At 69.9% G+C, this 24,462-nt stretch carries 24 protein-coding genes and 2 pseudogenes; 9 read left to right on the top strand and 17 right to left on the bottom strand.

Going from position 1 to position 24,462, the window contains the following annotated elements; all coding sequences use genetic code 11:
- Window positions 1-6: 6 nt before the first annotated feature.
- The gene (locus tag HF999_RS06510) at window positions 7-240 is read right to left on the bottom strand and encodes a type II toxin-antitoxin system antitoxin (protein ID WP_168545077.1); all 234 of its coding nucleotides are present in this window, start codon (window positions 238-240) and stop codon (window positions 7-9) included.
- Window positions 240-1,160: an SPFH domain-containing protein gene (locus HF999_RS06515; protein ID WP_168545078.1), complete on the bottom strand. Its 921-nt coding sequence runs from the start codon at window positions 1,158-1,160 to the stop codon at window positions 240-242. The genes HF999_RS06510 and HF999_RS06515 overlap by 1 nt, the downstream gene beginning before the upstream one ends.
- A 164-nt stretch (window positions 1,161-1,324) precedes the next feature.
- On the opposite strand from HF999_RS06515, the gene HF999_RS06520 reads away from it, so the two are divergent.
- Window positions 1,325-1,786 (top strand): SgcJ/EcaC family oxidoreductase, encoded by a 462-nt coding sequence (locus tag HF999_RS06520; RefSeq protein WP_168545079.1) that lies wholly within the window; start codon window positions 1,325-1,327, stop codon window positions 1,784-1,786.
- A 160-nt stretch (window positions 1,787-1,946) separates the two neighbouring features.
- Window positions 1,947-2,633, top strand: coding sequence for a hypothetical protein (locus tag HF999_RS06525; RefSeq protein ID WP_168545080.1), 687 nt, complete (start codon window positions 1,947-1,949; stop codon window positions 2,631-2,633).
- Window positions 2,634-2,673: 40 nt separating this feature from the next.
- Here HF999_RS06525 and HF999_RS06530 read toward each other — a convergent pair whose 3' ends face one another.
- The 5 genes from HF999_RS06530 to HF999_RS06550 are packed head-to-tail and all read right to left on the bottom strand — an operon-like array spanning window position 2,674 to window position 8,184.
- On the bottom strand, window positions 2,674-3,300 hold the full coding sequence (locus HF999_RS06530; RefSeq protein WP_168545081.1) for a PaaI family thioesterase: 627 nt from the start codon (window positions 3,298-3,300) through the stop codon (window positions 2,674-2,676).
- Window positions 3,301-3,303: 3 nt separating this feature from the next.
- Window positions 3,304-4,476, bottom strand: coding sequence for a lipid-transfer protein (locus HF999_RS06535; protein ID WP_168545082.1), 1,173 nt, complete (start codon window positions 4,474-4,476; stop codon window positions 3,304-3,306).
- Window positions 4,473-4,889: a MaoC family dehydratase gene (locus tag HF999_RS06540; protein ID WP_168545083.1), complete on the bottom strand. Its 417-nt coding sequence runs from the start codon at window positions 4,887-4,889 to the stop codon at window positions 4,473-4,475. The genes HF999_RS06535 and HF999_RS06540 overlap by 4 nt, the downstream gene beginning before the upstream one ends.
- Window positions 4,886-5,905 carry a bifunctional MaoC family dehydratase N-terminal/OB-fold nucleic acid binding domain-containing protein gene (locus HF999_RS06545; RefSeq protein ID WP_168545084.1) on the bottom strand — a complete coding sequence of 340 codons (1,020 nt, stop codon included), beginning with the start codon at window positions 5,903-5,905 and terminating at the stop codon, window positions 4,886-4,888. Before HF999_RS06545 ends, HF999_RS06540 begins: the two co-directional genes overlap by 4 nt.
- Window positions 5,902-8,184 carry an acyl-CoA dehydrogenase family protein gene (locus HF999_RS06550; RefSeq protein ID WP_168545085.1) on the bottom strand — a complete coding sequence of 761 codons (2,283 nt, stop codon included), beginning with the start codon at window positions 8,182-8,184 and terminating at the stop codon, window positions 5,902-5,904. Before HF999_RS06550 ends, HF999_RS06545 begins: the two co-directional genes overlap by 4 nt.
- A 99-nt stretch (window positions 8,185-8,283) precedes the next feature.
- Here HF999_RS06550 and HF999_RS06555 point away from each other — a divergent pair, with 99 nt between their 5' ends.
- Both HF999_RS06555 and HF999_RS06560 read left to right on the top strand, forming a co-directional pair.
- Complete coding sequence (locus tag HF999_RS06555; protein ID WP_168545086.1) at window positions 8,284-9,150, top strand: TIGR03619 family F420-dependent LLM class oxidoreductase; 867 nt, start codon at window positions 8,284-8,286, stop codon at window positions 9,148-9,150.
- An 8-nt stretch (window positions 9,151-9,158) separates the two neighbouring features.
- Entirely contained in the window at window positions 9,159-9,569 is a 411-nt protein-coding gene (locus HF999_RS06560; protein WP_168545087.1) for a nuclear transport factor 2 family protein, read from the top strand.
- 302 nt (window positions 9,570-9,871) lie between these two features.
- On the opposite strand, the gene chsH3 is transcribed toward HF999_RS06560, so the two are convergent.
- From chsH3 to kstD, 5 genes are read right to left on the bottom strand one after another with little or no spacing between them, the layout of a single operon-like run.
- Window positions 9,872-10,729, bottom strand: a complete 858-nt coding sequence (chsH3, locus tag HF999_RS06565; protein WP_168545088.1) for an enoyl-CoA hydratase ChsH3 — start codon at window positions 10,727-10,729, stop codon at window positions 9,872-9,874.
- Between the two features lie 22 nt (window positions 10,730-10,751).
- On the bottom strand, window positions 10,752-11,858 hold the full coding sequence (locus tag HF999_RS06570) for a ferredoxin--NADP reductase (protein ID WP_168545089.1): 1,107 nt from the start codon (window positions 11,856-11,858) through the stop codon (window positions 10,752-10,754).
- A complete protein-coding gene (locus HF999_RS06575) occupies window positions 11,859-12,143 on the bottom strand; it encodes a hypothetical protein (protein WP_210733519.1) in 285 nt (94 codons plus the stop codon). It abuts the gene before it with no gap.
- A gap of 38 nt (window positions 12,144-12,181) precedes the next feature.
- Window positions 12,182-13,354 (bottom strand): 3-ketosteroid-9-alpha-monooxygenase, oxygenase component, encoded by a 1,173-nt coding sequence (locus tag HF999_RS06580; protein WP_168545090.1) that lies wholly within the window; start codon window positions 13,352-13,354, stop codon window positions 12,182-12,184.
- Window positions 13,351-15,072: a 3-oxosteroid 1-dehydrogenase gene (gene kstD / locus HF999_RS06585; RefSeq protein ID WP_168545091.1), complete on the bottom strand. Its 1,722-nt coding sequence runs from the start codon at window positions 15,070-15,072 to the stop codon at window positions 13,351-13,353. Before kstD ends, HF999_RS06580 begins: the two co-directional genes overlap by 4 nt.
- Window positions 15,073-15,229: 157 nt before the next feature.
- Here kstD and HF999_RS06590 point away from each other — a divergent pair, with 157 nt between their 5' ends.
- A complete protein-coding gene (locus HF999_RS06590) occupies window positions 15,230-15,562 on the top strand; it encodes a hypothetical protein (RefSeq protein ID WP_168545092.1) in 333 nt (110 codons plus the stop codon).
- Window positions 15,563-15,903: 341 nt separating this feature from the next.
- On the opposite strand, the gene HF999_RS06595 is transcribed toward HF999_RS06590, so the two are convergent.
- Window positions 15,904-17,367 carry an FAD-dependent oxidoreductase gene (locus tag HF999_RS06595; RefSeq protein ID WP_168545093.1) on the bottom strand — a complete coding sequence of 488 codons (1,464 nt, stop codon included), beginning with the start codon at window positions 17,365-17,367 and terminating at the stop codon, window positions 15,904-15,906.
- Window positions 17,368-17,526: 159 nt separating this feature from the next.
- Between HF999_RS06595 and hsaA the strand changes: the two genes are divergently transcribed.
- The 4 genes from hsaA to hsaB are packed head-to-tail and all read left to right on the top strand — an operon-like array spanning window position 17,527 to window position 21,071.
- Window positions 17,527-18,702 (top strand): 3-hydroxy-9,10-secoandrosta-1,3,5(10)-triene-9,17-dione monooxygenase oxygenase subunit, encoded by a 1,176-nt coding sequence (gene hsaA / locus HF999_RS06600; RefSeq protein WP_168545094.1) that lies wholly within the window; start codon window positions 17,527-17,529, stop codon window positions 18,700-18,702.
- A gap of 2 nt (window positions 18,703-18,704) precedes the next feature.
- Window positions 18,705-19,574 (top strand): 4,5:9,10-diseco-3-hydroxy-5,9,17-trioxoandrosta-1(10),2-diene-4-oate hydrolase, encoded by an 870-nt coding sequence (gene hsaD, locus HF999_RS06605; RefSeq protein ID WP_168545095.1) that lies wholly within the window; start codon window positions 18,705-18,707, stop codon window positions 19,572-19,574.
- 16 nt (window positions 19,575-19,590) lie between these two features.
- A complete protein-coding gene (gene hsaC, locus HF999_RS06610) occupies window positions 19,591-20,511 on the top strand; it encodes an iron-dependent extradiol dioxygenase HsaC (protein ID WP_168545096.1) in 921 nt (306 codons plus the stop codon).
- Complete coding sequence (gene hsaB, locus HF999_RS06615; RefSeq protein WP_168545097.1) at window positions 20,511-21,071, top strand: 3-hydroxy-9,10-secoandrosta-1,3,5(10)-triene-9,17-dione monooxygenase reductase subunit; 561 nt, start codon at window positions 20,511-20,513, stop codon at window positions 21,069-21,071. The genes hsaC and hsaB overlap by 1 nt, the downstream gene beginning before the upstream one ends.
- Here hsaB and HF999_RS06620 read toward each other — a convergent pair whose 3' ends face one another.
- The 4 genes and pseudogenes from HF999_RS06620 to HF999_RS06635 all read right to left on the bottom strand — a co-directional run.
- Complete coding sequence (locus HF999_RS06620; RefSeq protein WP_168545098.1) at window positions 21,072-21,701, bottom strand: hypothetical protein; 630 nt, start codon at window positions 21,699-21,701, stop codon at window positions 21,072-21,074. It abuts the gene before it with no gap.
- 124 nt (window positions 21,702-21,825) lie between these two features.
- Window positions 21,826-22,741: pseudogene (locus HF999_RS06625) on the bottom strand (SAM-dependent methyltransferase).
- A gap of 68 nt (window positions 22,742-22,809) precedes the next feature.
- On the bottom strand, window positions 22,810-23,850 hold the full coding sequence (locus tag HF999_RS06630; protein ID WP_168545100.1) for an acyl-CoA dehydrogenase family protein: 1,041 nt from the start codon (window positions 23,848-23,850) through the stop codon (window positions 22,810-22,812).
- A pseudogene (locus tag HF999_RS06635) lies at window positions 23,847-24,290 on the bottom strand (acyl-CoA dehydrogenase family protein); the annotation flags it as partial. The pseudogene HF999_RS06635 and the gene HF999_RS06630, both read right to left, overlap by 4 nt.
- Between the last annotated feature and the right edge of the window lie 172 nt (window positions 24,291-24,462).

The following is a 24,462-nucleotide window of genomic DNA, read 5'->3' on the forward strand; positions in this document are numbered from 1 at the left end:
CAAAGACTATGAGCGCTGGTCAGGGTTTGCAGGCGGGCGTCCTGGACCGCGCATCGGTCGTGCCTTCGTGGGCATGCGTCCGGCATCGTCGAGCGCGCGACGCAGCAGGAACTCGATCTGCGCGTTGACGCTGCGCAGATCGTCCGCGGCCCATTTCGCCAGCGCCTGGTACACCGCGGGATCGATCCGGAGCGGGACCGCCTTGCGGCCCCGCTCCTTTCCCGCCTCCGGTGCGTCCACTAGCTGTACAGGCTCCCCGTGTTCACCACCGGCGTGGTGCGACTGTCGGAGCACAACACCACCAGCAGGTTGGAGACCATCGCGGCCCGGCGCTCGTCGTCGAGTTCGACGGTGCCGTTCTCCTCGAGCCGGGTGAGCGCGTTCTCGACGATGCCGACGGCGCCCTCGACGATCTTCTCGCGCGCCGCGAGCAGGGCGGAGGCCTGCTGTCGCTGCAGCATGGCCTGCGCGATCTCCGGGGCGTAGGCGAGCGAGGAGATGCGCGTCTCGAGGATCTCGAGCCCGGCGAGTTCGACGCGCGCGGCGACCTGTTCGGCCAATTCGGCGGCCACCTGGTCGGTGGATCCGCGCAGCGATGTCGCGTCCACCACCGCCTCGTCGGCGTCGTAGGGATGGCTGGTGGTCACGTGCCGCAGCGCGGACTCGGCCTGCGAGGCGATGAATTCCTCGTAGTCCTCCACGGCGAAGGTGGCCCGTGCCGTGTCCGCGACCTGCCAGACGATGATCGACGCGATGTTCACCGGGTTGCCGGTGGAGTCGTTCACCTTGAGCTCGGCGGTCTCGAAGTTGTGTACCCGCACCGAGACTCGCTGCCGTGTCGTCAGCGGTAGAACGAGGCCGAGGCCCTGGGTGCGCACGGTTCCCACGTACTTGCCGAACAGCTGCACCACCAGGGTGTGCCCGGGTGCGACGACCACGACCATGCTGGCCACCAGCAGTGCGGCGATCGCCAGCACGACCGCGCCGACGATCAGCGCCGGCGTCTTCGCCGAGATGGACAGGATCACCAGTCCGACGGCGCCTGCGACGAGCGCGAGAAAACCGACGAACGCCGCCACCGCGGCGCCGGCGCCCGCATGCCACGCGGCGCGCTCCGTGACGGTCACCTGGGTGTCCTCGGGTTGAACGATGCCTGTCATCACCCCTCCTTATTCTGATATCACTTAATTAAGTGATATCACTTTGACGTCGCCGCCGTCAAGGTCCCGTCCGACCGCATCGCCGGCGCGTGAATGCGCATCCCCTCGAATCGCGCTGAATCGAAGCTTGACCTGAACCGGGGTTGATAAGCGAGCCTGGAGGCATGGCTGACGACCGCTTCCGCGACCTCCCCGACATCCTCGGCGACGGCACTCCCGCCGACGCCACCGCGATCGTGGAGTTCGTCTCCGAGGTGCTCGAATCGCAACGCGAGGGCAGCGTGCCTCGAGTGCGTTCCCTCTTCCGCGACGACGCGGTCTGGACCACCGCGCACGGCCGCCGCCTGCACGGCAGGGCCGCGATCGACGGCTTCCTCGCCCGGACCGTCCGTGGTTCCGGCGGGCAGGGAGGGGCGCACTACCGGGTCGAGCGCATCCTGTTCATCCGCCCGGACGTGGCCGCGGTGAGCGTCCGGGTGCGGCCCCTCGGGTCCGACGGTGCGCCGCAGCTCGAGTCCGCGCCGCTCTACGTGCTGTCCAAGGAGGGCGGGGTCTGGCGGATCGCCGCAGCGCAGTCGACGGCGGTGTTCGACGATCCGGCCGCGCGTCAGTCCCGTGCCGGGTAGCGTGCGGGCCGTTGCGCCGGCGTGACGTCAGGCTCCGGGAATCGTCTGCGAATCGCTCCGAGTAAAACTGGAACGTGTTACAGTTCTGCCCACGATACCGTGAGCGCCGAGCTGTCCTGCCTGGGCATTCGAGGACGGCGCCGCGGAGAGGGGTAGCACCATGGCGGCAACGAAACCGGATTCGGACGGGACTATCGACGACGCGGCGGACGAGGCCGATGCGCCGACCGCGCCGGTGACGCCGAAGGTCACCAAGAGGGCTGCGGAGGACGAGCCGTCCGCGGAGCCGGAGAAGAAGTCCCGGGGCATCGTGGTCACGCCGCTCATGCTCGGCCTGGCGGCGATCGTCGTCGTCCTCGCCGTCGCCGCGACCGCCTTCGGATTCCTGTGGCTCTCGGCGTCGTCCGCCCGCGACGACGCGCGTGGGCAGCTCGCGTCGATCACCCGTACCGACGACCGGAACGCGCACGCCAAGGACGTGGCGGTCAAGTACGCGATCGGCGCTGCCACGGTCGACTACCAGAACCTCGATCCCTGGCGCACCGCGCTGGTGGCGAACACGACGCCGGAGCTGGCGAACACCCTCAAGACCGCTTCCACGGACTTGGAGCAGGTGTACGTACCGCTGCAGTGGCAGTCCACCGCCACTCCGCTCGGCGCCATCGTCGTCTCCGACAAGGACGAGATCATGGTGGTCAATGTCTTCGTCAATGTCGTCACCAAGAGCACCCAGCGGCCTCAGGGGATCCCGTCCGTCACCACCTACGCGCTGACGATCGACACCAAGCAGAACTGGGTCATCAGCGACGTGAGCAGCATCGACGGGGCGCTGGGCGGCAAGAAGTAGGGCGCGCGGCCCGGGCGCGCGATCCGCTCCCCGGCGGGCCTCAGGGCTGGCCGGGGAGCAACTGCACCATCAGGCCCTCGCCGTCGGCCAGCAGCGTCCCGTCCTCCTCGGTGAGCCGCGCGGTGATGAAGGTCTTGCGCCCGTCCACCCGATCGACCTTGCCCTCGATCACCAGCGGGACATCGAGCGGGGTCACCTTGCGGTAGTTGACGTGCAGGTACGCAGTGCGACTGATCGGCCGCTTCGCGGCGAACACCACGTTGCCGAAGTTGTCGTCGAAGATCAGCGGCAGCACGCCGCCGTGCGCCACCCCGCCGCCGCCCAGGTGGTAACGGCGCAGCACGCCGCGGGCCACGACCGACTCCTCGTCGAACTTCTCGACCGTGAACGGCGGCATCAGCAGGCTGCCGCGCCCGGGGAGCAGCATGGACCGGTTCGCGGGTCCCTTGCCCTCGCGGGCCTCGAACGGCGTCAACAGCTCGACCAGTTCCGCTGCGCGGTCCCGGGCGTCCGCGTAGACCTCGGCGGGCGCATCGATGCACACCGCGAGGTCCTGTAGTCGGCGCATGGTTTCGACGAACTCGCCGAACGCGGGCGGCGGGGTCGCTGGCTTGAATCGCGGGATCTCGCTCCGCAGGTCCACCTTGTCCGAATCCGGCTCACTCATCCCTCAAACCTTACTCAGCACCAAACCGCTGGTCGGAACTCCGGTCCCGGCGGTCACCACGGCCCGCTCCGCTCCGGCGATCTGATTGGCGGCGGTCCCGCGGAGCTGGCGCACCGCCTCGGCGATGCTGTTCATGCCGTGGATGTACGCCTCGCCCAGCTGCCCGCCGTGGGGGTTGAGGGGCAGGGCCCCGTCGAGCTCGCAGGTGCCGGCCGCCAGGTACGACGGTGCCTCCCCCCGCCCGCAGAAGCCGAGCTCCTCGAGCTGCATGAGTACGTAGGGGGTGAAGTGGTCGTAGAGGACCGCCAGGTCCATGTCCGACGGTGCCATCCCCGCCTGCGCCCACAGCTGGCCGGCCACGACGCCCATCTCGGGCAGGCCGGTGAGCCCGTCACGGTAGTAGCTGGTCATCACGTACTGGTCGGGTCCGCTGCCCTGGGCGGCGGCGGCGATGAGGGCCGGGGTGCGCTGCAGGTCGCGGGCGCGCTCCGCGCTCGTGATCACCAGCGCGACACCGCCGTCGGACTCCTGGCAGCAATCGAGGAGGTGGAGCGGCTCGGCGACGAACTTCGATGCCTGGTGCTGGTCGAGGGTGATCGGCTTCCCGTGGAACCAGGCCCGCGGGTTGGTCGCGGCCCGGGCACGGTCCAGGACCGCCACGCGGCCGAAGTCCTCACTCGTGGCGCCGAAGTCGTGCATGTAGCGGCGCGCGGCCATGGCGACGGTGGCCGCGGGCGTGGCGATCCCGGCGGGGTAGTGGAAGGCGTTGTCGATGCCGTTGGTGTTCACCTGCTGCGCAGCGGCATTGGACACCTGCCCGAACCGGTGACCGGAGCGCTCGTTGAAGGCCCGGTAGGCCACCACCACCTCGGCCACGCCGGTGGCGACGGCCATCGCCGCCTGCTGCACGGTCGCGGCCGCGGCCCCGCCGCCGAAGTTGATGCGGCTGAAGAACTTCAGCTCAGGGATCCGCAGCTCGCGCGCCACGGCGATCTCCGAGTTCGTGTCCATCGTGAAGGTCACCAGTCCGTCGACGTCCTGCGGGGTCAGGCCCGCGTCGTCGAGCGCCGCACGCACGCATTCCACCGCCAGGCGCAGCTCGCTGCGGCCGGAGTCCTTGGAGAACTCGGTGGCACCGATGCCGGCGATGGCGGCCCGGCCGCTCAGCCCGCTCATGCCGGCAGCACCACGGTCGCGGTGCCGGAGATATGGTCGCCCAGGCTGTCTTTCGCCGTCACGGCGACGGTGACGGCGGCACCGTCGACCTGTGTGACCGTGCCCGAGAACGCGAGGGTGTCGCCGGCGTAGCAGGGTGCGCCGAGCCGGATGGAGATGTTCCGCACGAAGGCCTCCGGGCCCGCCCAGTCGGTCACGTACTTCTGGACCAGGCCGTTGTCGGTGAGAATGTTGACGAAGACGTCCTTGCTGCCGCGGGCGATCGCCGCATCGCGATCGTGGTGCACGTCCTGGAAGTCGCGAGTCGCGATGGCGGTGGTCGCCACGAAGGTGGTGCTCGCGTGGATCGTCATGGGCGGCAGCGCGGTCCCGACGGTGACCGCGTCCGCGCGCAGGGTGGTGGGGTACGTCATCGTGCCTCCCAGGCGGGCAGGGTGAGATCATCATCGACTCGCAGAAACACAGCCTGCACGGGCATGCCGATATCGACACTGCCGGGATCGACGTCGATCAGCTCGCCCAGCACGCGCACGCCCTCGTCGAGCTCCACCAGTGCCACCACGAAGGGCAGCCGCTTGCCGGGGACCTTGGGGTGGTGGTGCACCACGAAACTGAAGACGGTGCCGGTGCCGGTGGAGACGACGTGGTCGGGGACGAGCGAGAGGTCGCCGCCCGGGTCCATCGGCCCCGGCGGATGCCGCAGTGTCTGTCCCCAGCGCTGGATCCGCAGCTCGCCGAGCTTCGCGCCCTCCCAGTAGAACGCCGTATCGCGTGAGATCACGGGCCGCAGAACGCCACCCGCGTAGCCCGAGGCATCGACGATGCGCCCGCTCGGCCCCGCGGTGGGTGCGGAGGCCTCCTCCGGGGCGGCGTCGGCGGACGGCGGCCGGAACTTGAGGATCCGGAAGACCATCTCGGCGACCACCTCGTCGCCGACCCGCCACAGCGTTCGGGTCGTGAAGAACCAGCCCTCGCCGAGCCCGGTCTTCTTGGGGCCCACCACGTCCTCGAGGCGCGACGACGCGGTGATCTCCTCACCGGGCCGCAGGTGCCGGTGGTAGGTCTGATCCGAGTTGGTGGCGACGACCGAGGTGAACCCGAGCTCGTCGAGGGCCTCGGTCATCAGGCCCAGCGGATCGTCGCCGGCGCGCTCGCCGTGCAGCCCCCGCATGGACCACACTTGCGCCATGGCGGGCGGTGCCACCGGCCCGCCGAACACCGAGTTGTTCGCGAACTCGGTGTCCGAGTACAGCGGGTTGGCGTCGCCGATCGCCTCGATCCAGTTGTTGATCATGGGCTGGTTCACCGGGTCGCGGCCCGCTCGCGGCGCGGAGTCGCCGAGGGCGCGGATCCGTTCCGCGGCGGCGAGGACGGCGGCCGTGGTCGGGTCGGAGCCGGGCGTGACGGGGACGCCCGCCGCCCCGCTCATCGGGGCACCCGCGGCAGCTGCAGGCCCATGAGGGCGATGAGTTCGCGCTGGATCTCGTTGACGCCGCCGCCGAAGGTCAGCACCAGGTGCCGCTTGGCCTGCACATCGAGCCAGCGCAGCAGCTCCGCGGTCGCGGGATCGGACGGGTCGCCGTGCGTCCCGACGGTCTCCTCCAGCAGCGCCGTGAGGCCCTGGATCCGGTCGGAGCCGAAGACCTTGGTGGCCGAGGCGTCCGCGACATCGACGGGCCCGCCCGCCTCGGCGGCCGCGACCTGCCAGTTCAGCAGCTCGTTGATGAGTTCCGCCGCGCGCACCCGCGCCAGCGCCGCGGAGACGTCGGGGTCGCCCAACAGCTCCTTCTCGTGGGCCCAGGCGTCCACGCGGTCGTACAGCGCGCCGATCCGGCCGGACGGGCCGAGCATGACCCGCTCGTGATTGAGCTGGGTGGTGATCAGCTTCCACCCCTCGTTCTCGACGCCGACCAGCATGTCCGCGGGCACCCGGACGTCGTTGTAGTAGGTGGCGTTCACGTGGTGTGCGCCGTCCGCCGTGATGATCGGCGTCCAGCTGTATCCGGGATCGGAGGTGTCGAGGATGAGGATCGAGATGCCCTTGTGCTTGGGGGCATCCGGGTCGGTGCGGACCGCGATCCACACGTAGTCGGCGTCGTGGCCGCCGGTGGTGAAGATCTTCTGGCCGTTGACCACGTAGTGGTCGCCGTCGCGGACGGCCGTGGTGCGGATCGACGCGAGGTCGGTGCCCGCCTCGGGCTCGGTGTAGCCGATGGCGAAATGAACCTCGCCCGAGAGGATCTTGGGTAGGAATCGCGCCTTCTGCTCCTCGGTCCCGAAGGCCTGCAGCGTCGGCCCGACGGTCTGCAGCGTCACAGACGGCAGCTGCACGTCGGCGCGGGAGGCCTCGTTGACGAACAGGTACTGCTCGATCGGTCCGAAACCCTTGCCGCCGAACTCCGTCGGCCAGCCCACGCCGAGCCGGTCGTCGCGGCCCATGCGCCGTACCACGTCCCGGAACACCTCGCCGTGCCGCTGCACGAGCATCTCGGTGCGCTCCGCGGGCGTCATGAGGGCGGAGAAGTAGTCGCGCAGCTCCGCCTGCAGCGCCCGCTGCGCGGTGGTCAGTGCCAGGAACCGCCCGGACTCGTCGGGGCCGGTGGCGTCGTCGCGGTCCGCCGCGGCGAGCGCGCGTACCGTCTGCGGGCCGCCGCCCACGAACCGGGTCAGGTCCTTGATGGTCGAGTAGAACCGGTGCAGCGGGTACGTGACATCGACCCCGATCCCGCCGTGCAGGTGGTGGCAGGTCCGCACGGCCGACGGTGCCTCCGTCGCCAGCCAGTGCGCGGCGAGCGCACTGGCCTCGTCGGCGGGGGATCCGGTGCCCACGCGCCACGCGGCGGAGGCGGCGGCGAGGTGCAGCGTGCGGGAGGCGATGTAGACGTCCGCGATCTGCTGCGCCACGGCCTGGAAGGCGCCCAGCGGCCGCCCGAACTGCTCCCGCTTGCGCAGGTGGTCGACGGTGAGCGCCAGGGCCCCGGCGAGCGCACCGTCGGCGATGGCGGCCGCGCCCGTCAGGCCGCACTCCCGCACGGCCTGCGCGACGGTGCCGTCCGTGGAGGCGCCCAGCACCGCCTCGGTGGGCACTTCCACGCCGGCGAGGTCGACGGTGCCCTCGGGCGCCCCCGTCGAGGTGGGGCTCGGAGCGACGGTGACGCCGGGTGCGGACGCGGGCACCAGGAAGATCGCGGCGCCGTCGTCGGTGGCCGCGCTCACGAGCAGGTGCGCGGCGTGTTGCGCGTAGCCGACCGCGACCTTGCGCCCCGTCAACGCCCACCCGCTCGCGGTGCGGACGGCGCGCGTCGACGGTGCGGTGGGGACGGCGTCACCGGCCTCGCCGAGAGCGCCCACGACGAGCACGTCCCCGGTCAGGGCACCGGGCAGCAATGTCGCGCGTTGCTCGGGGGTGCCGTGCGCGGCGACGGGCAGGACGCCGAGCGCGAGTCCCGCGAGCAGGGGCGCGCCGATCGCGAGCCGCCCGCCCTCGGTGAGCACGGCGGCCACCTCCTCGGCGCCCAGGCCGGCACCGCCGAGGTCCTCGGGCGCGGGGAGTCCGAGCAGATCCGCCGTGGCGAGGTCGGCCCAGGTGTCCCGCCAGGCCTCCTCGGGGTGAGCTGTGCCGTCGGTGCGGCGTGCGGCGGCGTGGCCGAGCACGTCGGCTGCGAGGCCGGCGACAGCCACCTGGTTCTCGTCCGGACGGAAGTCCACGCGCACTCCTGATCTCGATACCGCGTACAAACGGTGAAACGTGTTCTATTTTTAGCAAGTGGGGCGAACGCCCGCAAGCGGATCGACGAAAGGGTGACCATGCGATTCACGTACGCCGAGGCGATGACGGACCCGTCGTACTACGTGCCGCTCGCACAGGCGGCCGAGGAGGCCGGCTATCACAGCATGTGCGTGGCCGACAGCATCGCGTACCCCGAGGTCTCGGACTCGACGTACCCGTACACGCCCGACGGGAGCCGGGAGTTCCTCGACGGCAAGGAGTTCATCGAGACCTTCGTGCTGGCCTCCGCGCTCGCGGCGTCCACGAGGTCCCTCCGGTTCACGCCCTTCGTGCTCAAGCTGCCGATCCGCCCGCCGGTGCTGGTCGCCAAGCAGGCGGCCTCGTTGGCGGCGATGAGTGGGAATCGGTTCTCACTCGGCGTCGGGATCAGTCCGTGGCCCGAGGACTTCGAGATCATGGGCGTCCCGTTCGAGCGCCGGGGTAAGCGCATGGACGAGTGCATCGAGATCATCAAGGGGCTCTCGACAGGTGAGTACTTCGAGTACCACGGCGAGTTCTTCGACATCCCGTCGATCAAGATCGCCCCCGTGCCCACGGAGCCCCTGCCGATCCTGGTGGGCGGTCACGCGGATGCAGCCCTGCGTCGCGCCGTGCGCCTGTGTGACGGGTGGATGCACGCCGGTGGCGACGGCGAGGAGCTCGACCGGATGCTCGCCCGGATCGACGAACTGCGCGCCGAGCACGACAAGAAGGAGTTCGAGATCCATGTGATCTCGCTGGACGCCTACACCGTCGACGGCATCAAGGGACTGGAGGACAAGGGCGTCACCGATGTCATCGTCGGCTTCCGCCTGCCGTACCAGGTGGGCCCCGACACCGAGCCGCTCCAGCCCAAGATCGACCACCTGCGGCGCTACGCCGATTCCGTGATCAGCAAGTTCTAGGAGGCCTCATGAAAGACGATCATCCCGCCGTCCTCGCCGGACGCGCCTCCCAGGCGGCGGCCAGCGGCCACCGCAAGCAGGAGTGGCTGGACCTGTTCGCCGCCGACGGGGTCGTCGAGGATCCGGTGGGCCCCTCCGGATTCGACCCCGAGGGCAAGGGGCACCACGGCCGCGAGGAGATCGCGGCCTTCTACGACAAGACGATCGGCGTGGCCGAGTCCCTGGAGTTCCTCTTCGGCGACGGCTTCGCCTGCGGGAACGAGGTGGCCTTCACTGGCCTCATCCGCACCGTGATCGGCGGGCACGTCATCGACGCCGAGGGTGTGTTCACCTACAAGGTCGACGACGCGGGCAAGATCGTTGCGCTGCGGGCGTTCTGGGAGGTCGACCGCGCCATGGCCACGGCCCGCCCCGCCTGAACTCCCCGCTATCGCTTCCACCTCGTCATAGCGTTGCAGCGCTATGAATAGCACGAACGGATCGGTGGACTGCGGTCCGGTATGGCTGCGGGGACGGTGCCGAGCCCGTCGCACCCCGCGGGCCGGCTACACCGCGACGACCGCGAGGTATGCGAGAAACGCATACCCGCGCAGTTGAAAACAGTCCCGACCTGCGCATTTCTAGGTATGCGTCGCGCGCATGACTCGTCAACCGCAACACATTCCACAGGGAAGGTGCGCGTCCGGCGGTTGCCCCTCGTCCGCAACGGCTGCCGGCGGGCTCAGCGCGCGGTGAACACCGCGTCCGCGAGCACGGGGGCGGCGCGCTCCACCGACTCCGCGGTCACCAGGTGCCGATCCCCGTCGTGCCAGATCCGCACCCGCAGCGTCTCGCCCGGAAGCATGATCCCGGCGAACTTCGCCGACCACGAACCGACTGCGGAGGCGTCGCCGTCGAGCACGGCATCGGTCACGGCCTTGGCGACGATCCCGTAGGTGCACAGCCCGTGCAGGATCGGGGCGCCGAAGCCCGCGGCCCTCGCGAATCCGGGATCCGAGTGCAGGGGGTTGCGGTCGCCGCACAGCCGGTACAGCAGGGCCTGCTGCGGCAGCGTCGCCACGTCGACGGTCACATCGGCATCCCGCTCGGGCAGCTCGATCCTCTCCGACGGTCCGCGTTCGCCGCCGAATCCACCTTCCCCACGGGCGAAGATGGACGATCGCGCGGTCCACAGGGGTTCACCGGCGTCGTCGACCACCTCGGTCTCCTGCCAGATCACGGCCGCCTTGCCCTTGTCGTGCACGTCGCTGATGCGGGTGCGGGCGACCGCGGTCCCGGAGGTCGGCAGCGCGCGATGCGCGGTCACGGACTGACTGCCGTGCACCACCTTCGCCAGATCGATCTCGACGCCGGGGAAGGAGACCTTGGGAGCCTCGGTCGCGTGGAAGCTCTGTGCGACGGTCGCGAAAGTGGGGAGCACGACGGTGCTCTGTTCGGTCGCGTAGCGCAGCTCGCGCGGCGAGAGCGGGTCGGCGCCGGCGCCGAGCGCCAGCTGGTAGAGCAGGACATCCGAGGTGCTCCAGGAGAACTCGGCGGAGCCGAGGTCGGCTCCGATGGCGACCGACGGGTCGATGGGCATGGAACTCCCTTGTGCAGTGGGTCTATTCGTAGGTGATGTGCACGGCCGCGCTGCGGCGCATCGACTGGCACGCCAGGATGAGGCCGTCGTCGAGGTCCTCCTGATCGAGCACCTCGTTGTGCGCGAGCTCGACCGCACCGTCGACGATGCGGCACGCGCACGCGCTGCAGGCGCCCTCGCGGCACGAGTACGGCGCATCGAGGCCCGCGGCCAGCATCACGTCGAGCAGCTTCTTGTCCGCGGGCCAGGCGAGCTCGGTGGTCTTCCCGTCCAGTTCGACGGTGACGGTGCCCCCGTCGTCCGCGGGAGCGGGAGCGGGGCCGGTGGCCGCGGCCGCCGAGTCGTCGACGGGCAGGTCCTCCGCCTCGGCGATCGCGGCCCGCTCCTCCGCCTCCTCCTGTGCGGCCTCCACCTCGAAGGGGTTGCGTGGCAGGGAGCGGAACTTCTCGATGTGCACCTCGCGGCGGCCCTTGCCGAGCGAGGTCATGGCCTCGGAGACCGCGTCCATGAACGGCCCGGGGCCGCACACGAAGACCTCGCGGGATGCGTAGGGCGCCGTCAATGCGGCGAGGTTCGCGGCGCTGGGCAGCCCCTGCACCGATTCGAGCCAGTGCATCACGACGAGCCGGTCCGGGTACGTCCGCGTGAGCTCGGCCAGCGCCGAGGAGAAGATCACCGACTGGGCGTCGCGGTTGGCGTAGACCAGCGCGACGGAACCGGTGCCGGTCTCGAGCACCGAGCGCAGGATCGACATGATCGGCGTGATGCCGCTACCGCCGGCGAACAACAGCATGTCGACGTCGACGGATTTCGGGGTGAAGATGCCCGCGGGCACCAGCACATCGATCTCCATGCCGGGCGTCGCGTTGTCGCACAACCAGTTCGAGGCGTAGCCGTCGGCGGTGCGCTTGACGGCGACGCGCAGCGGACCGTCGTCGTGCGGCGCGCTGCACAGCGAGTAGCAGCGCGCGACGGAGCCGGTCCGCTCGCTCGGGACGCGGAGTGTGAGGAACTGGCCGGGTTTGTAGGTGAAGGTCGGAGCCAGCTCGGCGGGCACCTCGAACTCGATGGAGTGCGCGTCGTGCGTCTCCGCGACCACCTTGGCGACCAGTAGGCGGTGGATGCTCACTTACGGGGTCCCCTCCTGAATGCCTTCCGGCACGGGCACCGTGCCGAGTTTCGCCGCACGGGCGATCGATTCCATCAGTCGCGGGCACGTCGGGCGCAGGGCGGAATCGGCGCCGTCGGCGGCGAACACCGTGCAGTCGCGCGCGGAACCGCGCCACTGGATCGACGTCTGCTCGCGGCTGTTCTTCTTGACCTGCACCGCGACGCCGCAGGTCCCGCACGCGAGCGGGACGTACCCGTCGGTGAGGAAGCCCTCGCGGTCGGCCACCGTCGACGGTTCCGTCACCGGTTCACCGAACATCGTCACGGTCGGGGGCATGTGGATCAGGCCCCTGCGCCGGGCGCGTCGGCGGCGGCCTTCTCGGCCTGCTGCCGTGCGATGTTCCCGGCGACCTCGGCCTCCCATGCCTCCACGGCGTGGGAGGTGTCGATCTCGAACTCGAAGCGCTGCGTCATGTCCTCGGAGACGTCCGCTGCATCGACGTAGAACTGCTCGTACCAGCGGCGCAGTTGGTAGACGGGGCCGTCCTCCTCGCACAGGAGGGGATTGTCGATGCGAGTCTTGTTCTTCCAGATCTCCACGTCCTGCAGGAAGCCCAGGCCGACGTTCTTGGCGAACTTGCCGGCCAGGTAGTCGGACTTCTCGTCGTCGAATCCAGGGAGCTTCTTGACCTTCACCCCGTACATCAGCTTGAACGAGTGCTGATCGATCGGGTAGTGGCAGTTGATCAGGATGTTCTCGATCAGGAAGCCCTTGTAGTCGTTGTGCAGGTAGTTGATCATGTACGACGGCCCGAAGTAGTGGGCCTCGGACTTGAGCAGCACGTCGTCGCCGCCGGAGAGCCCGATGTCGCTGACATCGTTGCGCCCCTTGGTGTCCAGGTACTGCGAGGCGATGTGCCCGTCGAAGACGTTCTTGAAGTACGTGGGCAGGCCGTAGTGGATGTAGAAGAAGTGCGGCATGTCGACCACGTTGTCGACGATCTCGCGGCAGTTGCTGTTCTCGATGACGATCTCGTTCCAGACCCAGTTGGACCACTCCGGTCCATCGACGTCACCGTCGATCTTGGGAATCGTGAGTTCCGCACCGGGCTTGGAGTTCTCGATGTCGTGCCAGACGAACAGCTGATCGTTCTCGATCATCGTGGGCCAGGTACGGGTGCGGGCGCGCAGCGGGACGCGCTTGGCGTAGGGGATCGCCTTGCACTTGCCGTCGCCACCCCAACGCCAGTCGTGGAACGGGCAGGCGATCTCGTTGCCCTTGACGGTGCCCTGCGTCAGGTCGCCGCCCATGTGCCGGCAGTACCCGTCGAGCACGTTGACGATGCCGTCCTCGCCGGCGAACACCACGAGCTTGGTACCGAAAGCCTCTACGGCGTGCGGCTTCCCGTCGGTGAAGTCCTTCAGCAGGCCGATGCAGTGCCAGCCGCGGGCGTACCTGGTGGGTGCGCTGCCGCTGTCGATGATCCGGGCCGCGGGCTCGGTGGTGCTGCTCATGCGATCTCCTCCTCCGTGCGGGCGGGGGCTGCCGCCGCGGGTGTCGATTCCTGACCGGCCATGTCCTCGACCGCGAGGTACGCGAAGACCATCGCGGGGCCGATGGTGGCGCCGGGGCCGGCGTAGGTGTGGCCCATGACGGGCGAGCTGGTGTTGCCGGCGGCGTAGAGGCCGTTGATGACGGTGCCGTCCTCGCGCTGGACGCGGCCCGCGACATCGGTGCGCAGACCGCCCTTGGTGCCGAGATCGCCGGGAACCATACGAGCAGCGTAGAACGGCCCGGTGGTCAGTTCGGCGAGACTGGGATTCGGCTTGTTGCGCGGATCGCCGTAGTAGTGGTCGTAGGCGCTCTCGCCGCGATGGAAGTCCTCGTCACGTCCCGCGCGGGCGAATCCGTTGAACCGCTCGACGGTGGCGGTCAGTGCCTCGGCGGGTACGTCCATCTTCTCGGCGAGCTCGGCGAGGGTACGGGCCCGCACCATGCAGCCGGACTCGAACCAGCGCTTGGGCAGAGGCTGCCGCGGGCTCTGGCCCGCGAACAGGTAGCGGTTGCGGTAGCGCTGATCGAAGACGAGCCACGCGGGCACGTTCTCGCCCGGTCCCTCGCCCTGGCCGTACTCGCCGCCGTACATGGCGTGCACCGCCTCGACGTACGGAGCGGACTCGTTGACGAACCGCGCGCCGGAGGTGTTGACCATGAGGCTGCCGGGCAGAGACCGCTCGGAGAGTGCGAACCAGGCCATCTTCGGCAGCTGGATCGACGGGCCCCACCAGGCGTCGTCCATGAGCTCCAGAGCGCCGCCGACCGCCTGTCCGGCGCGGATCGCGTCTCCGGTGTTGGCGGGCACGCCGTTGGTCCACTCGGTGCCGATGGGCTGGCGCTGGTACTGCGACCGCATCTCGGCGTTGGACTCGAAGCCGCCGGCCGCGAGGATGACGCCGCGGCGCGCCGTCAGTGCCAGCGGCTGTCCGTTCCGCTCGACGGTGATCCCCGTGACGCGGTCGCCGTCCTGCTCGATCGAGACGAGCGGCGTGTTCAGCCAGAGCGGCACGTTCGCGCGCTGCAGCCCCACGCGCAGCGCGGCGACGAGCGCCTGTCCGCGGCCGAGCAGGTGCTTGCCGCGAATCCGGGCGCCGTAGTAGCGACCGGCCACCCGGAGCGCGCGCAGCGGCCCCTTGGGGTGGCGCATGATCAGGTTGAGCCACTTGAAGTCGGCCTGCGTGACCACCAGGTTCATGGGGGCCTTGGTGTAGTCGGGCTCGAGGTTCTTCAGCTCCTCGCCGAGCTGCTTGCCGTCGAAGGGCTTGGGCTCGCAGGAGCGGCCGTGGGCGCGCCCGCCGGGCGCCTCCGGGTAGTAGTCGGAGTAGCCGGGGACCCAGGTGAGCTCGAGCGGGCTCATCCGGTGCACCATCTCGATCACCTCGGGGCCGCGGTCGATGTAGGTGTCGATCCGTTCGGCGGGGACCACATCGCCGATGATGGCGTGCAGGTACTTGCGGGCCTCGTCGGGGGTGTCCTTGATCCCGGCCTTGACGAGGGCCTCGTTCCCGGGGATCCAGACGCCGCCGCCGGAGCGAGCAGTCGACCCGCCGTAGTGCGCCGCCTTCTCCACGACCAGGACGCTGAGCCCGGTGTCCGCGGCCTTAAGCGCGGCGGCCATCCCCGCTGCGCCGCTGCCCACCACGATCACGTCGTACTCGGTGGCTTCCGCCGTCATCGACTCTCCTCGTTGCTGAAACAAGTTCTCTAGCCCCACCTGCGCTGATGTTCAGTAGGTAGACGCTATGACTGCAGCATAGACTAGAACACGTTCCAGTATCTAGAGATGGGTGGTGATCGCTCAGCAGGGGAGCGTGATCCGCTCGTAGGTCCCGGTGCTGGGGCGGAAGACCCACCGCGAGCCGGGTGTGCACCGCGCGGGCCCGGTCGTCGTGCGCGTCGCGCGCGGCGGTGCGGTCCCGACCGGGGAGGCGGTTCTCGCCCGTGCGGTGGGCGCCGGTGCGGTGGTCGCACGCGTGGGCGGTGGCGCCACTCCCGTGGGGGTCGACGGTGCCGGCACGGACCGCGGGGCGGGGGCGCGCGGCGGTGTTCTCGGGCTCGTGGAGGCGGGCGCGGATCGGGCGGCCGACGACGGCGCCTCGGCGGTTCCGGACTGTGCGAGCAGCGACCGTGGCGGCGTCGGGGGCCCGCTGATCATGCTGACGTGACGGCGATCGCAGCGACGCAGAGCGTGGCGGCCGCGGCGAGAGCGAGAATCCGGCCGGCGAACCCGCCGCGGCGTCGTGAACCGGACGTGTCCACTCGATGCGTCATGCTCCGCGCCCCTCACCGTCGGAGTGGGGACGCGGCAGGAGTGGTCGCATTCGTGCCGACATCTTCCCAGTGTGCGACACGCGAGTCGACCCGGGGCACCCGGCGCGAGTGACGATGCGGCACTGGGTGTTCGGTGCTCGAACTTCTTTTCGCGATACCGCACCACGGGGTGGCTGTGATCGCGACGATGCGGTGGTCGAGGCCCCATTCGATCGGCGCGGTCGCAAAGCCTCACCTACCCGGATGCAGCCGAGACCCCTGCGCGCCGGCCGAAGAAACTTCCGTCCCCGAGGCTGGTTCCGCTCGCGTAGCCGCCCGCGCACACGCCGGACGTGCAGCGCCCGGCGGCGTACAGGCCGGGGATCGGCGCACCGTCGACGTGCAGCACGCGCGAGTCGACGTCCGTGCGCAACCCGCCCAGGGTGAAGCCCGCGGTGAATCCGCGCATGTCCCACGCGGCCACGGGGCCGGTCAACGGGCGCAACCATTGCGCCTTCTTGTGCAGGACGGGATCGCGGCCGTCCGCCGCGTGCCGGTTGTACGTGTCGACGGTGGCCGTCAGCGCCCCGGCGGGCAGGCCCATGTCGGACTCGAGCTCCTCGACGGTCTCCGCCGCCCAGGTCGGCGGCTGCCGGAAGTACGGGGTCGAGGTCTCGGTCCCGAGCGCTTCCTCGTGTGCGTCCATGTCCATGATCAGGTAGGCGGCGTTGTCCTGCTGGATCAGGACGGCCTGGCCGATCCTGCCGCCGTAGGTGTCCTCGGCGATGAAGCGCTGGCCCCGCCCGTTGACCAGAACGCCGCGGGCCATCATCTGCGGGTCGCCGAAGAACGCGACCTCGGTGGCGTCCATGTGGGCGAGCGCGGCGCCGGCGGCCTGGGCCATGAGGATCCCGGCGCCGTCGTGTTCCTCGATGGCGGCGGCGGGCCGCCCGATGAGGCGCGGCGCGTAGGTCTCGATCATGTCCGCGTTGTAGGCGAAGCTGCCCGTCGCGAGGACGACGCCCCGCCGGGCCCGGATGTGGACGTCCTTGCCGAAGCGGCGGGCGGTGAGGCCGTGGACGGCACCGTCGGGGCCCGTGACCAGGGCTCGGGCCCGGATGTCGTACTCGGCCCGGACGCCGAGCGCCTCCGCGGTCTCGACCAACGGCTTCATCAGCATGTATCCGGCGCCGCGTACGCCCGTCCGCTTGTCGGCCATCTGCGGGATGTGACCGCGCGGTGCGGGCGTCGCGAGCGCGTTGAAGGGCGCCGCGTTCTCGCCACCGGAGTACCCCAGGCCCTCGTCGTGCGGCACCTCCCAACCCGGCTCGCCCCAGAACTCCTCCTTGAACACCACGCCGCAGTCCGTGAGCCAGTGGTAGTGCTCGAGGCTGCCGTGCGCGTAGGCGTGGATCTTGTCGCCGTCGACGCCCGGCCCCAGAGACGCGGTCATGAAGGTCTCCATGTTCTCCGCGCTGTCCTCGAAGCCGAGGGAGCGCTGGAGCGGGGTACCGCCGCCGAGATAGATCCATCCGCCCGAGAGCGCGGCGGCGCCGCCCCAGCCTCCCGTCCGGTCGAGGACGAGGACCTCGGCGCCGGCGCGCGCGGCCTCGATGGCTGCGCTGACGCCGGCGATGCCGTACCCGGCGATCACCACATCGGCTTCCAGATCCCACGTGTCCACGTCGGTGGAGGCGACGGGGCGGCGGCTTTCGGGCATGGCTCTCCTCGGACGGTCTAGGAACCGATTACATCAGCAAGATAGGCGGATCGAGACCTTTGATGTAACGTTTCGGCGCAGAAAACAAGAACGTGTTCTAGTATCGTATCCAGAGGCGGGCATCCGTGCCGGCCGGACGTCGTAGAAGAGCGAGGAAAGATGAGCGATCAGAGCGTCGACGCGGTGCTGGCCGAGGTGGCGGAGTTGCTGCCCACGCTCCGGGACCGGGCACAGGAGACGGAGGACGCCCGCCGGATCCCGGCCGAGTCCATCAAGGCACTGCAGAAGAGCGGCTTCTTCCGGCTCCTGCAGCCGAAGCGCTACGGCGGCTTCGAGGCGGATCCCGTCGATTTCTACACGGCGGTCAAGATGCTGGCGAGCGCCTGCGGCTCGACCGGCTGGGTCTCCTCCATCCTCGGCATCCACCCGTGGAACGTCGCGCTGTTCGACGACCGGGCGCAGCAGGAGGTGTGGGGCGAGGACCAGGACACCCTGATCTCGTCGTCCTACGCCCCGATGGGCCGCTCGGAGGTCGTCGAGGGCGGCTACCGGCTCTCCGGCAAGTGGAGTTTCTCCTCCGGGTGCGACCACGGCACGTGGGCGCTGCTGGGTGGCCCCGCGTTCGAGGACGGCAAGCCGGTCGATTTCCTGACCTACCTGGTGCCGATCAGCGACTACACGATCAACGACGTGTGGCGCACCGTCGGCCTGCGGGGCACCGGCAGCAACGACATCGTGGTCGAGGACGTCTTCGTGCCCGCGCACCGCGCGCTCAGTTTCAAGGACGTCAGCAAGTGCAAGGGGCCGGGCCAGGAGGTCAATGACGGCCCGCTCTACAAGATGCCCTTCGGCTCCGTGCACCCCTCCACGATCACCGCTCCGATCATCGGGATGGCGCAAGGCGCGTACGACGCGCACGTCGAGCATCAGCGCAAGCGGGTGCGCGCGGCCTACGCCGGCGAGACCGCGAAGGAGGACCCGTTCGCCATGGTCCGCGTCGCCGAGGCCGGCAGCGAGATCGATGCCGCCTGGCTCCAGCTGATCTCCAACATCAACGAGGAGTACGCCCTCGTCAAGGCGGGCGAGAAGATCCCGTTCAACCTGCGGCTCAAGGTGCGTCGTGATCAGGTGCGCGGTACCGAGCGGGCGATCTTCGCCGTGGACCGCATGTTCGAGAACTCCGGCGGTCGCGCTCTGGCCGAGGGCACGCCGATCCAGCGGTTCTGGCGCGATGCCCACGCGGGTCGCGTGCACGCCGCGAACGATCCCGAGCGCGCCTACAAGATGTTCGGCACCGGTGAGTTCGGTCTGCCCGTCATGGACGGGATGGTCTAGCGGTGGCAGAGGTCGATGTGGACGTCCTCAAGGAGGGGAAGTTCGCCACCACGGCAGCGGGTCTCACGCTGCACTACCACGAGGCCGGCGAGGCGAACCGGGCGAACGGCACCGTCGTCCTGCTGCACGGCAGCGGCCCCGGCGTGTCCTCCTGGAGCAATTTCGGGCGCAACATCCCCGTGCTGGCGCAGCGCTTCCACGTGCTCGCGGTCGATCAGCCGGGCTTCGGCCGGTCCGACAAGCCGACCGAGCACCCGCAGTACTTCGTGCACAGCGCCACCGCGCTGGCGGGCCTGCTCGACACGCTCGGCGTCACCGGACGCGTTCACCTGGTGGGCAATTCGCTCGGCGGCGGCACCTCGGTGCGGTTCGCGCTCGACTTCCCGGACCGCGCAGGGCGGCTCGTGCTCATGGGGCCGGGCGGGCTCAGCGTGAACACCTTCGCGCCGGACCCCACCGAGGGCCTGCGCACCCTGCAGAAGTTCTACGCCGCGCCCAGCAAGGAGCGGCTCGAGGACTTCCTGCGGATCATGGTCTTCGACCAGAAGCTGATCACGCCGGAGCTCGTCGAGGAGCGCTTCGAGCTCGCTCTCGACCCCGAGGCGATCGCCGCGTTCAAGGCCATGGGCGCATCGTTCGCCTCAGCGGACTACGAGAAGGGCATGCTCTGGCGGGACGCGTACAAGCTGCGTCAGCCGGTGCTCATGATCTGGGGGCGCGAGGACCGGGTCAACCCGCTCGACGGTGCGCTGCTGGCCCTCAAGCAGATCCCGCGCGCGCAACTGCACGTCTTCGGGCAGTGCGGTCATTGGGCGCAGCTCGAGAAGTTCGACGAGTTCAACCGGCTCACGGCCGACTTCCTGGCCGGCTGACAAGGAGTAGTAGGACATGGCGATCAAGGCCCTCGGGTACATGCGCATCGAGGCCACCGACATGGCGGCCTGGCGCGAGTACGGGCTCAAGGTGCTCGGGATGATGGAGGGCGCCCCGCCGGCGGGTGCGGGCGACACCGCGCAGAATCTCTACCTGCGCATGGATGATTTCGCGGCTCGCCTGGTGATCGTGCCGGGGGAGAAGGACCGCCTGCTCGTATCCGGGTGGGAGGTCACCGACGCGACCGGCCTGCAGGAACTGCGCGAGACGTTGACGGCCGCCGATGTCGCCTTCGAGGAGGGGACGAAGGAGGAGAAGCTCGAGCGCCGTGTCGAGGGACTCATCCGGTTCCGGGATCCGGCGGGCAACACGCTCGAGGCCTTCCACGGTGCGCAGTACCTGGGCCGCCGCTTCGTCAGTCCGTACGGCCACCGGTTCGTCACGGGGGAGCAGGGGCTCGGACATGTCGTGCTCACCTGCTCCGATGATGCTGCGGCGCAGTCCTTCTACCAGGGGGTGCTCGGCTTCAAGCTGCGGGACTCGATGCGCCTGCCCCCGCAGATGGTGGGCCGGCCCGCCGACGGCGACCCCGCGTGGCTGCGCTTCTACGGCTGCAACCCGCGCCACCACGCGCTCGCCTTCCTGCCGCTGCCCAACCCGACGGGGATCGTCCACCTCATGGTCGAGGTGGAGAACTCCGACGACGTCGGGCTGTGTCTCGATCGCGCGAACCGCAAGAAGGTCAAGATGTCCGCGACGCTCGGTCGTCACATCAACGACAAGATGTTGTCCTTCTACATGAAGACGCCGGGCGGGTTCGACATCGAATTCGGCTGCGAGGGACTGGAGGTCGACAATGATGACTGGATCGCCCGCGAGTCCACCGCGGTGAGCCTCTGGGGTCACGACTTCACCATCGGCTTCAAGGAGCAGTGATGACAGCGCCGACGATCGAGCCGCTCGACTACCGGACGGCCATGGGGCACTTCTGCACCGGCGTCACGGTGATCACCGCGGCCGACGAGGAGGGCCCCGTCGGCTTCGCCTGCCAGTCGTTCTCGGCGTTGTCCCTCGACCCCCCGCTGGTCCTGTTCTGTCCCATGAAGACCTCGGGGGCGTGGCGCACCATCGAGCGCACCGGGCGGTTCGCGGTGAACGTGCTCGGGGAGGGCCAGCAGGACGTCAGCTCCGTCTTCGGTTCGCGGCAGCCGGACAAGTTCGGCGCGGTCGCCTGGAAGCCCTCGCGCACCGGCTCTCCGCTGCTCGACGGTGCGCTCAGCTGGATCGACTGCGCGGTGGAGAGCGTGCACGACGGCGGCGACCACCACATCGTGATCGGGCGCGTGCTCGAGCTCAGCGCCCCCAACGCCGGTCGGCCGCTGCTGTTCTACCGCGGCCGCTACACCCAGACCGTGACGGATCCGGGCCAGGCGATTCCCCGGGCCCTGTCGCTCGACTCGTTCCTCACCTGGCCCGTCGGCGACGACTGGATGTAGTCAGGTCGTCAGCCCGTGCGTCCGCGCCTGGCTCAGTGCCAGCGCACACGGGTCGGCGGGTGCGCCGGCCTCGCGCGACATCACGGTGCACTCGGGCACCGCCGGGTCGCGGACTCCCGCGGTATCGGAACGTCCGACCTCGGCCACGGTGCGGAACCGTCCGGCTACGCGGGTGGAGAAGGTCACGGCCCATCCGCCGCCGGAGGAGTAGCTCCCGACCAGGCCCGAACCGGCATCCCAGAATTCGCGGCCGTAGAGGGTGCCGATCGTCGTGAACGGGCCGCCGGAGGAGTGCCACACCGACCAGGTCGAGTTCTGGCCGTGCGCCCCCGAGGTCGTCGTCGACACCAGGATGTCAGGGGTCGCAGCTGCGGAGAGGCGGCGCAGGAGCAGTGCCCCCGATCCGGTGAAGCCGTCGATCGGAATCGTGATCGTCTGGACTGCGCCTCCCGCGCGCTGCACGGTCACGACGGCGTGGCCGTCGCGCACCCGCTTCGTTGCGCGGTATCCGTCCGATTCGGCGAAGCAGTCCGGTCCGCCGGTGCCCGGATAGGGGTCGGGACACCGCTCACGCACCGTGTCTGGGGAAGCGGACGTCGTCGATTCGACGACCGCGGTGGTCGTCGCCACCGGCGTGCTGTCGGGTGGCGGCGCGCATCCCACCACGCCGAGTGGGATCGCCGCGGCTGCCAGCACTGCGTATCGTGAAACTGAAGTCGATCTGCGCTCCATGCAAGTTGATGCTACGTCGGCATCAACCGGCGGGCCGTATAGCGGTGAAATAGCCGATTGCGCCGGACAGGGGCGCCGCGTCGGCGGGTACGGTGTGCTGCACGCCGTAGCTGCGGCCCAGTTCCACCGGATTCCCCGCGCGCGTGACGGGTCCAGCCCTGCGCGGCGAGGAAGTCCGCGGGATCGGCGCGGCCCTCATCGGCGACGAACAGCGCGGTCACGTCGAAGTCGCCCAGGGGATTCCCCTCCTGCGAGTACTTCTCGGTGACGGCGCGGAAGCCGTCGAGGTCGAGCGCGCCGATCTGGCCTTCGACGGCGACGCGGCTACCCGGCGCGGACAGCGCGACGATCCGCTCGAAGAGCAGGGCCTGAGCCGCGGCGGGGAGGTACGGGAGGAGGCCCTCGACCAGCCAGGCCGTGGGCGCGGCCTCGTCGTACCCGGCGGACCGCAGGGCGGTCGGCCAATTGTCGCGCAGATCGACGGGGACGTGCCGGAGGCCGGCCGCCGGGCTCGCCCCGTGCGCGGCGAGCGTCTCCTCCTTGAACGCCAGGACCTCGGGCTGGTCGAGCTCGTGGACGACGGTGTCCGGCGGGAGGTCGAGCCGGTAGGCGCGGGAATCGAGTCCGGCGGCCAGGATCACGATCTGCCGGACGCCGGCGGCGACGGCGTCGCGGGTGAAGTCGTCGAAGTACCGCGTGCGGACGCCGAGGTGGCGGGTCGCGGCCATCGGGCTTCCCTCGCCGTCCCCGGCGTCGGCCAGGGCGACGGCGCGGCGGTCGCCCGCCGCCTCCAGGAAGATCCGGGCGTACGGGTCCCGGGCGAGGGCGTCGGGGCGCTCCGTCTCCACGGCGCGCGCTGCGGCGACGAGGAGTGCGGTGAAACCCACGCTCGTGGTGATGGTCCAGGTGTCGCCGTCGGACCGCGTGCTGATCGGCATCGGATTCCTTTCGCAGGTAGTTCGTCTACGAAAGTACATCGCTCTGCGGGGCGCGGCAAGAACATGTTTCAGGAATGCGTCAGCGTGCGTCGTCCCAGGTGATACGCCGGATCGCCGAACAACTGCGACGACGAGTGGGCGCGCTTGAAATACAGGTGCGCGTCGTGCTCCCACGTGATGCCGATGCCGCCGTGCAACTGGATCATCTCCGCGGCGACGGCGCTGAAGGCCTCCGAACAGTAGGTCTTCGCCGTCGCGACCGCGAGCGGAGCGTCCGCATCGCCCCGGTCGAGGGCCTCGCCCGCGGCGGCGACCGCCGACCGCGCCGACTCCACGAGGACGTACATGTCCGCCATCCGGTGCTTGAGCGCCTGGAAGGAGCCGATGGCCCGGCCGAACTGTACTCGGGAGCTCGCGTATTCGACGGTGAGCGCGAGCGCTCGCGCGGCGGCCCCGGCCTGTTCGGCGGCGAGGACGGCGGCCGCGATGTCGAGCGCGTGCGCCAGGGCGGCCTCCGCGTCGCCCGGCAGCAGCCTTCCGGCGAGGCCGTCGACGGTGACCTCCGCGAACCGTCGAGTGGGATCCATCGAGGGAGTGTGCCGTCGGTGTGCCGACGCCCCGTCGACGAGGTACAGCTCGTCTCCCGCGACGACGACGAGGTCGTCGGCGAGGTCACCGTCGAGCACGTATTGCGCGGTGCCGGAGAGTGTTCCGTCGACGGCGCGGAGGGGACGGTCGGTGAACGACGTGCCGGCGAACACCGCCGCCGCCGTCCGCTCGCCGGAGGCGAGGGCGGGCAGGAGCCCCGCATCGCCGGTCCGCGCGAGCAAAGCGGTCGCCAGCACCGAGGAGCCCAGGAACGGCGACGGGATCAGCTGGCGGCCCAACTCCTCCGCCACCACCTGCAGCGCGCGGACGCCGGCGCCCACGCCGTCGTGCTCTTCGGGGACGGCGAGCGCCGCGACGCCGACCTGCTCGCACAGCACCGACCACAGCTCGCGGTCGTAGCCCTCGGGGGAGTCGATCGCGGCGCGGAGCGCAGCCGCGGACCACCGCCGGTCGACGACGCTGCGGACGGCATCGGCGAGGTCGTTCAGCTCGTCGGTCATCGCGCCGCCTTCCGGACGGCGTCGAGCACGATCGCGCGGTGTTCCGCCTGGGTTCCCCACGCCGACTGCAGCGCTCGTACCTTCGTGATCCACAGACCCAGATCGTGTTCGGCGGTGTAGCCGATCGCGCCGTGCACCTGCAGCGCGGTGCGCGCGGCCAGGTACGCGGCGTCGGCCGCAGCGATCCGCGCCGCGGACACGTCGCGCACCGGGTCGAGATCGACGCCGCGCGAGGAGGCCCCGGACAGCGAGACCGCCGCGCCGTTCAGCAGCGGCGCCGCGAGTTCGAGCCGCGTCGCCACGTCGGCGAGGAGGTGCTTGATCGCCTGGTACTCGCCGATCGCCTTCCCGTACTGCGACCGCGCCTTCGCGTACCCGACGGTGTCGTCGAGCAGGCGCCGACCCGCACCGAGCAGCTGCGCCGCCACCGCGAAGGCCCCCGCCACCTCCCCCGATTGAACACCGTTATGGAGAATCCGACCTGCGGCGGATCCAAGAGGCTAGCGCAACACGGCTCTATGCTGCTTGTTCGGATAGTAGTTGGTCGAGTGCCTCGGCTGGTGTCTGCCAGTCGAGGCGCTTGCGGGGCCGGCGGTTTAGCTGGGCGGCGAC

Source organism: Tsukamurella spumae, from assembly GCF_012396015.1.
Classification (GTDB): domain Bacteria; phylum Actinomycetota; class Actinomycetes; order Mycobacteriales; family Mycobacteriaceae; genus Tsukamurella; species Tsukamurella spumae.

What these genes read in the sequence shown, in the direction of transcription:
- HF999_RS06515 (WP_168545078.1), bottom strand. Translation starts at nt 1,160, where the DNA reads ATGACAGGCATCGTTCAACCCGAGGACACCCAGGTGACCGTCACGGAG.
- HF999_RS06520 (WP_168545079.1), top strand. Translation starts at nt 1,325, where the DNA reads ATGGCTGACGACCGCTTCCGCGACCTCCCCGACATCCTCGGCGACGGC.
- HF999_RS06525 (WP_168545080.1), top strand. Translation starts at nt 1,947, where the DNA reads ATGGCGGCAACGAAACCGGATTCGGACGGGACTATCGACGACGCGGCG.
- HF999_RS06530 (WP_168545081.1), bottom strand. Translation starts at nt 3,300, where the DNA reads ATGAGTGAGCCGGATTCGGACAAGGTGGACCTGCGGAGCGAGATCCCG.
- HF999_RS06535 (WP_168545082.1), bottom strand. Translation starts at nt 4,476, where the DNA reads ATGAGCGGGCTGAGCGGCCGGGCCGCCATCGCCGGCATCGGTGCCACC.
- HF999_RS06540 (WP_168545083.1), bottom strand. Translation starts at nt 4,889, where the DNA reads ATGACGTACCCCACCACCCTGCGCGCGGACGCGGTCACCGTCGGGACC.
- HF999_RS06545 (WP_168545084.1), bottom strand. Translation starts at nt 5,905, where the DNA reads ATGAGCGGGGCGGCGGGCGTCCCCGTCACGCCCGGCTCCGACCCGACC.
- HF999_RS06555 (WP_168545086.1), top strand. Translation starts at nt 8,284, where the DNA reads ATGCGATTCACGTACGCCGAGGCGATGACGGACCCGTCGTACTACGTG.
- HF999_RS06560 (WP_168545087.1), top strand. Translation starts at nt 9,159, where the DNA reads ATGAAAGACGATCATCCCGCCGTCCTCGCCGGACGCGCCTCCCAGGCG.
- chsH3 (WP_168545088.1), bottom strand. Translation starts at nt 10,729, where the DNA reads ATGCCCATCGACCCGTCGGTCGCCATCGGAGCCGACCTCGGCTCCGCC.
- HF999_RS06580 (WP_168545090.1), bottom strand. Translation starts at nt 13,354, where the DNA reads ATGAGCAGCACCACCGAGCCCGCGGCCCGGATCATCGACAGCGGCAGC.
- kstD (WP_168545091.1), bottom strand. Translation starts at nt 15,072, where the DNA reads ATGACGGCGGAAGCCACCGAGTACGACGTGATCGTGGTGGGCAGCGGC.
- HF999_RS06595 (WP_168545093.1), bottom strand. Translation starts at nt 17,367, where the DNA reads ATGCCCGAAAGCCGCCGCCCCGTCGCCTCCACCGACGTGGACACGTGG.
- hsaA (WP_168545094.1), top strand. Translation starts at nt 17,527, where the DNA reads ATGAGCGATCAGAGCGTCGACGCGGTGCTGGCCGAGGTGGCGGAGTTG.
- hsaC (WP_168545096.1), top strand. Translation starts at nt 19,591, where the DNA reads ATGGCGATCAAGGCCCTCGGGTACATGCGCATCGAGGCCACCGACATG.
- hsaB (WP_168545097.1), top strand. Translation starts at nt 20,511, where the DNA reads ATGACAGCGCCGACGATCGAGCCGCTCGACTACCGGACGGCCATGGGG.
- HF999_RS06630 (WP_168545100.1), bottom strand. Translation starts at nt 23,850, where the DNA reads ATGACCGACGAGCTGAACGACCTCGCCGATGCCGTCCGCAGCGTCGTC.